At 63.6% G+C, this 12175-nt stretch carries 1 protein-coding gene (only partly in view); it reads right to left on the bottom strand.

Going from position 1 to position 12175, the window contains the following annotated elements; translation table 11 throughout:
- Positions 1-12175: the 5' portion of a non-ribosomal peptide synthetase gene (locus FGA82_RS18840; protein WP_141128219.1), read on the bottom strand. 842 nt of this gene lie to the left of the window's left edge; the window shows 12175 of its 13017 coding nt (coding positions 1-12175); the start codon lies at positions 12173-12175; its stop codon lies beyond the left edge, outside the window.

The following is a 12175-nucleotide window of genomic DNA, read 5'->3' as shown; positions in this document are numbered from 1 at the left end:
AATCCCACGCGGTGACGTCGACGGCCGCTTCGGTCGGGCCGTACAGGTTGTGCAAACCGCTGCCCGGCAATTGCAGTTTGAAGCGCCGCACGACATTGCCCGGCAACGCCTCACCGCTGCACATCACCTGCCGCAGGCTGTCGCAGCGTGTGGTGTCGCTGTTAGCGAGGAACACGTCGAGCATCGACGGCACAAAGTGCAGCGTGGTGATGTGTTCGCGCTCGATCACTTCGCTCAAGTACTGCGGATCCTTGTGCCCGTCCGGTCTTGCCATGACCAGTCGCGCGCCGGTCATCAGTGGCCAGAAGAACTCCCACACCGACACGTCGAAACTGAACGGGGTTTTCTGCAACACCGAATCGGCAGCGGTCAGGCGATAGGCGTCCTGCATCCACAACAAGCGGTTGACCACCCCGGCGTGTTCGTTGACCACGCCTTTCGGTTGGCCGGTCGAGCCGGAGGTGTAGATCACGTAGGCGCTGTGTTGTGGCGTCAGCGTCGGGATCTGCGGATTGTCGCCAGACAGGGATTGCCAGGTGTTCTGGTCAAGATCGACCATCGTTGCGGAGATTTCTCCCAGCAGCGTGCGGGTCGTCCCGTGCACCAGCACCACGGCCGGTGCGCTGTCCTCGAGCATGTAGGCCAGGCGCTCCGGCGGATAGGCCGGGTCCAGCGGCACATAAGCGGCGCCGGCCTTGTTGATCGCCAGCAGGCCGATGACCATTTCCAGGCTGCGTTCGACGCAGATCGCCACCCGTGAATCCACTTGCACGCCGAGGCCGATCAAGTGCCCGGCCAAGCGGTTGGCGCGCTCGTTCAGTTGCGTGTAGCTCAATGCCTGATCGCCGGCGACGACGGCGACAGCCTGTGGCGTACGCCGCACCTGCGCTTCGAACAAGCCGTGCAGCGTCTGCTGCAAATCGTAATCGACGTGGGTGTCGTTGAGGCCGAACAGCAACGTCTGCCGCTCTTCGTCCGACAACACCGTCAGGCGATTCAACGCTTGCTGTGGTGTGTGCTCCAAGGCTTCAACCAGTGCGATCAGCGCGTTGTGCATGTACTGACCGAGGCGTGCCGCACCAATGCGCGACGGGGTCATTACGGTCAGTTCAAAACCGTTGCCCAGATCATCGACGTTGAGGGTCAACGGGTAATTGGTACGCTCCTCGCCGGCCAGGGATTCGATGCCTTGCCAAGCCTCACGTTTGGCGTCTTGTCGGACGTCACTGTCGCTATGGCGGTAGTTGAGCATTGCGCTGAACAGCGGCGACGGCGCCGCGACATCGCTGCAACGCTGGGCCAGCGCCAGCGAAGCATGTTCGTGAGCCAACAACGCACTGAGCCGCGCATGGGTTGCCTTGACCCCGGCGCGCACGGCGGATTCATCGACATCCACGCGCAATGGCAAGGTGTTGATGAACATGCCCAACCCGCGATCCGCGCCCGCACCGCCCTGCATACGGCCCAGCAGCACCGTACCGAACACCACCCGTTCCTGCGCGGACGTTGCCGCCAGCACTTGCGCCCAAGCGAGATGGAACAGGCTGGCAACGCTGACGCCGAGCAAGCGCGCCTGACTGCGCAGACGCTGCGCCACCGCTATTGGCAGCGGCTGGCAGACTTCCTCGATGTCATTACCGTCGCCGTGCACATCGTGCAAACCGAACGGCAGCGTCGGTTCGTCGATGTCACCGAGCATCTCGCGGAAGAACACTTCGTGCTCTTGTTCGCTGACACCAAGGCGGGTCTGCGCCACATAATTTCGATAAGGAACGGCGGCCACCGGCAGTCGCTCATCACCCTGCAAAATTGCCTGCATTTCTTCACTGACCACCGCCAGCGCGGTGTGGTCCATGGCGATGTGGTGGAACAACAGCATGGCGACGACGCGCTGATTGTCCGGGTCGAGGGCATACACCAGACGCAGCAGCGGTGCCTGATCCAGGTCCAGACGCCAGTGCCGCGCATCGAAGCGCGCCCGCAGTTGATCGATGGCTTCGCCCTGCGCAGGCTCCAGCGCCACGGCTTGGACCGGTAGCTCCGCCTGCCGCCAGACCACTTGCACCGGCGCCGCCAGCCCTTGCCAGACAATCGAAGTGCGCAGGATGTCGTGACGCATCATGACCTGCCTTAGTGCCGCAGCAAACGCCTGAACACGTTCGAGGCTGTCGAATGCCAGACACGATTGCAGCAGGTACGGATCGCCCTGCACGGCGCTGAGGTGGTGATACAAAATCCCTTCCTGCAACGGCGCCAGCGGATAAATATCCTGCACGTTGGCCGCGCCGCCCGGCACCGTGGCGACGATGCGCTCGATGCTGGCCTGATCCAGTTGCACCAGCGTCAGCATATCCGCGGTGATGTGCGTGCAATCGGCCGGAATGAGGTTGTCCGGCACGCTGACCTCGCGACCGCTGCCCACCGCCGCCGCCAGTGCGGCCAACGTCGGCTGGCTGAACAGCACGCGCACGTCGGTGCTCAGATCGACTTGACGCATGCGTTCGATCAGCGTCACCGCCAGCAACGAATGCCCGCCCAATTCAAAGAAGTTGTCGTGACGGCCGACCTGTTCGACCTTGAGGACATCCGACCAGATCTGCGCCAGCGCAATTTCCACCGAACCCTGCGGCGCGGCATATTCGCGGCTCAGCCACGCCGTTTGATCCGGCTCCGGTAGCGCTTTGCGGTCAAGTTTGCCGTTGGCGGTCAGCGGCAGCGATTGCAGGCGCACGTAAGCGGCGGGCACCAGGGCTTGCGGCAACTGCGCTTGCAGATGACTGCGCAAATCCTCGATCTCGACGTTCTGGCGTTCGGTAAACCACGCCAGCAACTGGCCGTCGCGCACCAGCACCACGCAATCCTGCACGGCTTCGTGAGCGCTCAACGCCGCTTCGATTTCGCCCAGTTCGATGCGCACGCCGCGCAGTTTGACCTGATCATCGTTGCGCCCCAGGTATTCGACGTTGCCGTCGCTGAGCCAGCGTGCGAGGTCGCCGGTGCGGTACATGCGCGCCTGCGGTTCGTCACTGAACGGGTCGTCGAGGAAGCGTTCGGCAGTCAGTTCGGGGCGATGCAGATAACCGCGCGCCACACCGGCACCGCCGACATACAACTCGCCGGCGACGCCGACCGGTACGGGGCGCTGCTGGTCGTCGAGCAGGTAAATCTTCGCGTTGGCCATTGGCCGACCAATGTGCAGCACATGCGCGGCCTCGACTGCGCCGGAGGTGGCGACCACCGTGGCTTCGGTCGGGCCGTAGTTATTGATCACCGCGAACGTCTGCTCGCGGGGGAACTGGCGCAGTTTGTCGCCACCGATCAACAGCGTGCGCAAGGTCGGATGACCGAGGTCGCGACTGAACGCATATTCGGCGACCGGCGTCGGCAGGAAACTCACCTGCAACGGCTGCGCGCGCCACCACTCAAGCAGCTCGTCCAAATGCTCGTTGCTCACCGACTCTGGCGGCAGATGCAGGGTTGCGCCGACACACAACGCCGGCCAGACCTCCCACGCCATGGCGTCGAAACCGAACCCGGCGACGCTCGATGTGTGGCTGCCGGCGCGCAGATCAAAGGCCTCACAGTGCCAGTGCACCAGGTTTTCCAGCGTCGCGTGTTCGACCATCACGCCTTTCGGCTGGCCGGTGGAGCCAGAGGTGTAGATCACGTAGGCCAGATGTGCCGGGGTCAGCGTCGGCAATTGCGGATTGTTGTCGGACAGCTGTTGCCAGGTGGGATTGTCCAGATCAATCAGCGCCACGGCGCCGAGCAAATCAGCCGTCGCAGCCTGCGCCAGCACCGCCATCGGCGCGCTGTCCTGCAACAGATAGGCGATGCGTTCCGCCGGATACGCTGGATCGACCGGCACATAAGCGGCGCCGGCCTTGAGGATCGCCAGCAACGCGACGAGCATATCCGGGCTACGGCGCAGGCACACGGCGATACGGTCATCGGGCTGCACGCCGAGCCCGAGCAAGTGATGGGCCAGGCGATTGGCCCGCTGGTTGAGCTGAGCGTAGGTCAGGTGCTGCGTGCCTTGCACCACGGCCAGTGCATCCGGCTGCTGCTCGGCCTGAGCCTCGACCATCCGCTGAATCGTCGCGCCACGCGAATAGGCTGCTGAGTGCTGGTTGAAGCCGACCAGCAAGTGTTCGTATTCCGCCACCGAAAGCACCGGCAAACGGTTGAGCGGACGTTGCGGTGCTTCTTCCAGTGCCGTCACCAGATGTTCGAGTGCGGTGTGCATGTAACTGCAAATCCGTTGCGCACCGATCTCGGCGACTGCCAGCACGTCCAAGGCAAAACCTTCACCCAGATCATCCACCGACAGGGTCAGCGGATAGTTGCTGCGCTCCTCGCCGCCGAGCATGCGCACGCCTTGCCAGATACCCTGGCCGTCATGCGGCTGCTGCTCGGCGGCACTGTGTCGATAGTTGAGCAACGCGCTGAACAGCGGTGCCGAACCGGCCATCGCGCTGCACCGCTGGGCCAGCGCCAACGAGGCGTGCTCATGGCCGAGCAACGCCGTCAGCCGCGTATGGGTGGACTTCACCCCGGCGCGTACGCTTTCAGCGAGATCAACCCGCAGTGGCAGGGTATTGATAAACACCCCGAGCGTGCGGTCGGCGCCCTCGCCGCCCTGCATCCGCCCCATCAACACGGTGCCGAACACCACGTCGCGGCGGCCGGAAACCACGCCCAGCACCTGCGCCCAGGCCATGTGCATCAGGCTCGCCGGGCTGACACCCAACTGCCGGGCCTGTTCGCGCAGACGCAGATTGAGCGCCGCATCGACCGGTTGCAGCGCTTCTTGGATGCCACGTCCGTCGCCCTGCACATCCTGCAGACCGAAGGGCAAGGTCGGCTCGTCAATGTCGCCGAGCATCTCGCGGAAAAACGCTTCATGTTCCTGCTCATCGGCGCCCAAGCGTGCCTGCGCCACGTAATTGCGATAAGGCATCGGCGGCGTCAGCGTGTCGATCTGTTCGAACATCAACGCGTGCATTTCCCGGCCGATCACGTCCATGGCGGTGTGGTCGAGAATCGAGTGATGGAACAGCACGATGGCGACGACTTGCTGTTGCGCCGGATCCTCGGCGTAGACCATGCGGATCAGCGGTGCCTGATTCAGGTCGAGGCGGTAATGCCGGGCATCGAAACGTGCGTGCAACTGCTCGAGGATGTCGCCGTCCTCTGCATCAAGCGGCACTTGCTGCACGACCATCTGCGCCTCGCGCCAGACCACTTGCTGTGGGTTGGGCAAGCCTTGCCAGACCACGCTGGTGCGCAGAATGTCGTGGCGGGCGATGACCTGCTGCAAGTGCTCGGCGAAGGTTTGCAAACGCTCGGGGCTGTCGAAAGCCAGACGTGATTGCAGCAGGTACGGATCACCCTGTTCGGCACTGAGGTGGTGATAAAGAATGCCTTCCTGCAACGGTGCCAGCGGGTAGATATCCTGCACATTGGCAGCACCGCCCGGCACCGTCGCAACAATACGATCAATGCTGGCCTGATCCAGCGTTGTCAGGGTCAGCATGTCCGGGGTGATGTGCGTGCAATCGTCGGCAATCAGATTGGCCGGCACTGCGATTTCCCGTCCACTGCCCAAGGCGCGCGCCAGCGCGGCCAGGTTCGGCTGGTTGAACAGCACGCGCACATCGGCGCTCAAACCGGCCTGACGCATGCGTTCGATCAGGCTCACCGCCAACAGCGAATGGCCGCCGAGTTCGAAGAAATTGTCATGGCGGCCGATCTGTTCGATGTTCAGAACGTCGGCCCAGATCTGCGCCAACGCTGTTTCGACCGGGCCTTGCGGCGCTTCATATTCACGGCTGAGCCATGCGTGCTGATCCGGTTCGGGCAAGGCTTTGCGGTCGAGTTTACCGTGGGTGGTCAGCGGCAGGCTGTCCAGTCGCACGTACGCCGCCGGCACTAGAGTGTCAGGCAGTCGTGCTTGCAGATGCTGGTGCAACTCGCCGATCTCCACCGGCTCGATGTCGGTGAACCACGCCACCAGGCGCCCGTCACGCACCAGCACCACGCATTCCTGGACCGAATCGTGAGCGTTCAGCGCCGCTTCGATTTCCCCCAGCTCAATCCGTACACCGCGCAGTTTCACCTGATCGTCGTTGCGTCCCAGGTATTCGATATTGCCGTCGGCCAGCCAACGCGCGAGGTCACCGGTGCGGTACATGCGTGCGTGCGGCTCGTCGCTGAACGGGTCGTCGAGGAACTGCGCAGTGGTCAGTTCCGGACGATTCAGATAGCCGCGTGCAACCCCGGCGCCACCGACATACAACTCGCCTTGCACACCGGTCGGCACCGGTTGTTGTTGGCGGTCAAGCAGATAGACTTTGGCATTGGCAATCGGCCGGCCAATGTGCAAAACCCGCCCGGGCTCGATGCGCCCGGACGTCGCCACCACCGTGGCTTCGGTCGGCCCGTAGTTGTTGATCACATCAAACGTCTGATCCCGTGGGAACTGGCGCAACTTGTCGCCGCCGATCAGCAGCGTGCGCAGGGTCGGATGGCCCAGTTCACGGCTGAACGCGTATTCGGCGACCGGGGTCGGCAGAAAGCTCACCTGCAACGGCTGCGCGCGCCACCACTCGAGCAGTTCGTCGAGGTGTTCATTGCCGATCGTGGGCGGTGGCAGATGCACGGTCGCGCCGACGCACAACGCCGGCCAGACTTCCCATGCCATGGCATCGAAACCGCAACCGGCAACGCTGGCGGTGTGGCTGCCGGCGTGCAGATCAAAAGCTTCGGCGTGCCAGTGCACGAGGTTTTCCAGAGTTCGGTGCTCGACCATCACGCCTTTCGGCTGCCCGGTGGAACCTGAGGTGTAGATCACGTAGGCCATATTCGCCGGGGTCAACTTCGGCAGTTGCGGATTGTGGTCAGGCAAGTTCTGCCAGTCGCTGGCGTCCAGATCAATCACCGGCACCCTGCCGAGCAGGTCGCGTGTCGATGCCTGCGCCAGCACCGCGATCGGGTCACTGTCCTGCAACAGGTAGGCAATGCGTTCTGCCGGATAATCCGCATCGATCGGCACATAACCCGCGCCGGCCTTGAGAATCGCCAGCAGCGCGACGAGCATGTCCGGCCCGCGTCGCAGGCACAGCGCAACACGGTCGTCGACTTGAACGCCGAGGCCGATCAAGTGATGAGCGAGACGATTGGCGCGCTGATTCAGTTCGCGGTAGCTGAGCTGTTGCTCAGCCTGCACCACCGCCAGCGCGTCGGGATGCGCCGCCACTTGTGCTTCGAAGAGACGCGGTACGGTTTGCGCGGGCGGGTATTCCCGACCGCTGATGTTGAAGCCGACCAGCACCCGTTGCCGCTCGCTTGGCGACACGATCGTCAGTTGCTGCAACGGCGCCGTCGGCGTGTACTCCAGCGCCGTGACCAGACTGTGCAAGGCAGTTTGCAAGTAATCGCAGACCCGCGCGCCGTCCACTTGCGGCACGGCTTGCACGCTCATACGGAAACCTGCGCCGAGGTCGTCGACACTGACTACCAGCGGATAGTTGCTGCGCTCGCGCGAGCTGAGAATCTGCACGCCGTCCCACGCTACAGCGGCCGACTCAGGCGCACTGTGGCGGTAGTTGAGCAAGGTGCTGAACAGCGTCTGCGAACCACCGACACCACTGCAACGCTGAGCCAGTGCCAGCGAGGCTTGCTCATGGCCGAGCAATTGCGCCAGACGTGCATGCGTGGCACGAACGCCGTTTTCTACCGAGTCGGCAGCGACGCTGACGCGCAACGGCAAGGTGTTGATAAACATGCCCAGCGCCCGATCAGCGCCCTCCCCACCTTGCATGCGCCCGAGCAAAACGGTGCCGAACACCACGTCCTGCTGGCCGGACACCTGCGCCAACACCTGAGCCCAGGCCTGATGCACCAGACTGGCCACGCTGACACCCAACCGCCGTGCCTGCTCGCGCAGACGTTGGCCGAGGCCGGCGTCCAACTCGGCATGGCTGTCGAGGATGGCGCTGCCGTCGCCGTGCACGTCCTGCAAGCCGAAAGCCACGGTTGGCTCGTCGATATCGCCAAGCATCTCGCGGAAGAACGCTTCGTGGGCCTGATCATCGGCGCCGAGCCGCGCCTGCGCGACAAAGTGGCGGTATTGCACCGGCGGCGGCAGGTCGCTGCTGCGGCCGAGCATGACGTCGTTCATTTCCGCGACCAGCACGTCCAGCGCGGTGTGATCGAGGACGATATGGTGCAGCAGGAGAATGCCGATCCAGCGCTGGTGCGGCTGATCTTCGGTGTAAACAAAGCGCATCAGCGGCGCGCGATTGAGGTCGAGTCGATAGTGGCGTGGATCGAAACGCGCCTGCATCTGCTCCAGCACGTCGCCGTCGAGTTCATCGGCATCGACGCGCTCCAGCGCCAGTGGCGCTTCACGCCAGACCACTTGCACCGCCTCTTCCAGGCCTTCCCAGACAATGCCGGTGCGCAGAATGTCATGGCGCGCGATCACGCCGTTCAAAGCGCGGACGAAGGTTTTGATCTGCGCCAGACCGTCGAAAGCAAATTGCGCCTGCAACACATACGGATCGCCGGCGCTGGTGGCCAGATGGTGATAGAGAATCCCCGCCTGCAACGGCGCCAGACCGTAGATGTCCTGCACATTGGCGATACCACCCGGCACAGTTGCAACGACCCGGTCGATCGCGGCTTGCTCGAGATTGGCCAGCGGCAGCATCGCCGGAGCAATGCGCGTGCAACCCGCCTCGATCAGGTTGTCAGGAACGATGATGACGCGTTCGCTGCTCAAGGTCGCCGCCAGCGCCGCCACGCTCGGCTGACCGAACAGTACCCGCACGTCGCAGTGCAGACCCTGTTGGCGCATGCGCTCGATCAGCTTCACCGCCAGTAACGAATGCCCACCGAGTTCGAAGAAATTGTCATGACGGCCGACCTGCTCGACACCGAGCAAGGTCTGCCAGAGTTCGGCAATCAGATTTTCCACGGCACTGATCGGCGCTTCGAAACCACGCCGGGCGAAGGCCTCGCTGTCCGGTGCCGGCAAGGCTTTGCGGTCGAGCTTGCCATTGGCGGTAAGCGGCAAAGCGTCGAGACGCACGAAGGCGTTTGGCACCATGTAGTCTGCCAGCACAGACAGCAGATGATCACGCAATTGCGCCACATCAGGCGCGGCACCGGCGTCGGCCAGCCAGTAAGCAACCAGACGCTGATCACCGGGGCTGTCTTCGCGAGCAATCACCACGGCTTCGCGCACGCCTTCGCAAGTAGACAACCGCGCCTCGATCTCGCCCAGTTCAATACGGAAGCCGCGAATCTTCACCTGATCGTCATTGCGCCCCAGGTATTCGAGGCTGCCGTCGGCGGCCCAGCGTGCGAGGTCGCCGGTTTTGTACAACCGCGCCTCGGCGTTTTCGCCGAACGGATCATTGATAAAGCGTTCGGCCGTCAGCGCTTCGCGATTCAGATAACCGCGCGCCACCCCCGCGCCACCGACGTACAACTCGCCAATCACGCCGACCGGAACCGGCTCGCACTGAGCATCGAGGACATACAGTTGCAGGTCGGGAATGCGCACGCCAATCGGGCTGACGCCGACCAATTGCGCGTCGGCAGCTTGCAGCGGTCGATAAGTCACGTGCACCGTGGTTTCGGTGATGCCGTACATATTCACCAGCCGTGTACCGGCATTGCCGACCCGCGCGTACCACGGTTTGAGCAGGCCTGGCTCCAGCGCTTCGCCACCGAAAACCACTTCGCGCAAGGAGTGCTGCACCGTGCTGCGGCCCTGCGCGGCGATCAGTTGGCGAAACGCGCTCGGCGTCTGGTTGAGCACGGTCACGCCGGCTTCGCACAGCAATGCATAGCAATCGTCCGGCGAGCGGCTGACGGCTTGCGGGACCAGCAGCAATTGCCCGCCGAACGCCAGCGCGCCCCAGATTTCCCAGACCGAGAAGTCGAACGCAAAGGAATGGAACAGCGCCCCGATGTCCTGCTGATTGAACTGGAACCAGTCGTGGGTGGCAGAAAACAGCCGCGCCACGTTGCGGTGCTCGACCATCACGCCTTTGGGCAGACCGGTGGAGCCGGAGGTGTAGATCACGTAGGCCAAATGGGCTGATGTCAGTTCGGGGATCTGCGGATTGCTGTCGAGTTCGGCCTTGAGGTGGCCGCTGTCGAGGTCAATTTGCGGCACGTCGAGATCGGCCACGCGACCACGTGTTGCCGCTTGCATGAGTACGGCCGCCGGGGCGCTGTCCTGCAAGGTGAAGCTGATTCTGTCGAGCGGATAGGCTGGATCGATCGGCACGTAACCGGCGCCGGCCTTGAGTACGCCGAGCAGGCCGATGATCATTTGCGGGCCGCGTTCGACGCAGATGGCGACGCGGTCATCCGGGCGGATGTTCAATGCCAGCAAGTGATGGGCAACTTGGTTGGCACGACAATTGAGCTCGCCGTAGCTGAGCGTCTGACCGTTGAAAATCAGCGCTGTGGCGTCTGGTCGGGCCTGCGCATGAGCTTCAAATTGCTGGTGAATCAGTGGGGTGTCGAGGTACTGCGCCAACGGCGAATTGCCGCCGCGTAACAGTTGTTCGCGTTCGCTGGCGGGCAGGATTTGCAGCGTGTGCAACGCGGCGTCGGGAGCGTCTTGCAAGGCCGCCGCCAGATTTTCCAGCGCCGCATTCAGATATGCCGCCATGCGCTCGGCACCCAGCGCTGCGTCCGCCAGCGCGGTGATGCGCAAGTCCACGCCGAGGTCATCGATGTTGATGGTCAGCGGATAGTTAGTGCGCTCGCGGGCGCCGAGTACTTGCACACCGGGGGCAATATCGACCACATCAGCGACTTCTTCGACGCTGCTGTGCCGGTAGTTGAGGATCGCGCTGAACAGCGGCGTCGGCACCGCGACCGCGCTGCAGCGTTGCGCCAACGCCAGCGAAGCTTGCTCATGCGCCAGCAACGCCGTCAGACGCTGATGGGTCGTCCGCACGCCGGCGCGCACGCTTTGCTCGCCGACATCAACGCGTAGCGGCAAGGTGTTGATGAACATGCCCAACGCCTGCTCGCCGCCCTCGCCCGCGTCCATGCGCCCCAGCAGCACGGTGCCGAACACCACCGCCGTACGCCCGGACAATTGCCCCAGCACACGTGCCAGCGCCAGATGCGTCAGGCTCGCGACGCTCACGCCGAGCTGCCGCGCCTGCTCGCGCAACTGCTGGCTCAAGCGGCTGTCGAGCATCAGCGAGGCTTCTTCGATGGCGTGGCCATCGCCCTGCACATCCTGCAAGCCGCATGGCAGTGTCGGCTCGTCAATGTCGGCGAGCATTTCGCGGAAAAATGCTTCCTGCGCCTGCTCGTTGCCGGCACCGCGTGCCTTGGCCAAGTGATCGCGATAGGGCACCGCCGCTGGCACTTGCGCAGTCTGCCCGAGCAGGCAGGCCTGAACTTCCCGGCGCAGCACATCCAGCGCCACGTGATCCATGATCATGTGATGAAACAGCAACAGCGCAACGACACGGCCCTGCGCAGGATCCTGCGCATAGACCATGCGCAACAGCGGCGCTTGCTGCATGTCGAGGCGAAAGTGCTGCGGGTCGTGAAGTGCGAGCAGTTGCGTCAGCACATCGGCGCCGTGGTCGACGCTGACTTCCTCACACACCAGCGGCGCCTCGCGCCAGACCACTTGCACCGCCTCGTCGAGGTATTCCCAGACGAACGAAGTGCGCAGGATGTCGTGACGCTTGACCACCCAGCGCAGCGCGTCGGCGAAGGCGCGCAGCCGCTCCTGGCTGTCGAACACGAAGCGCGCCTGCGAGATGTAAGGGTCACCGGCAGCGGCCGAGAGATGGTGATAGAGCATGCCCTCCTGCAACGCGGACAACGGATAAATGTCCTGCACGTTGGCGGCGCCGCCCGGCACGGTGGCGACGATGCGGTCGAGGGCATCCTGCTGCAGATTCACCAACGGCAGCATGTCCGGGGTGATGCGAAAGGCCGGGCTCAGCCAGTCGCCGCCGTGTTGGGCAACCAGTTCCAGCAGTTGCGTCTTGTGCGCCGCGAGGCTGTCCCACAACGCGTCATCCAGCGCGTCGTCGCTGCCCAGAATGACCAGGTCTTCATCTTCCTGTTGAAGGCGGATCGCATGGGTGGAAATGGCAGCCATCAGTTCGCTGAAATGCAT

The organism is Pseudomonas fluorescens (assembly GCF_005938625.1).
GTDB lineage: Bacteria > Pseudomonadota > Gammaproteobacteria > Pseudomonadales > Pseudomonadaceae > Aquipseudomonas > Aquipseudomonas fluorescens_BD.
Note: the sequence above shows the minus strand (reverse complement) of the source record. Positions and strands in the feature narration are given on the sequence as shown.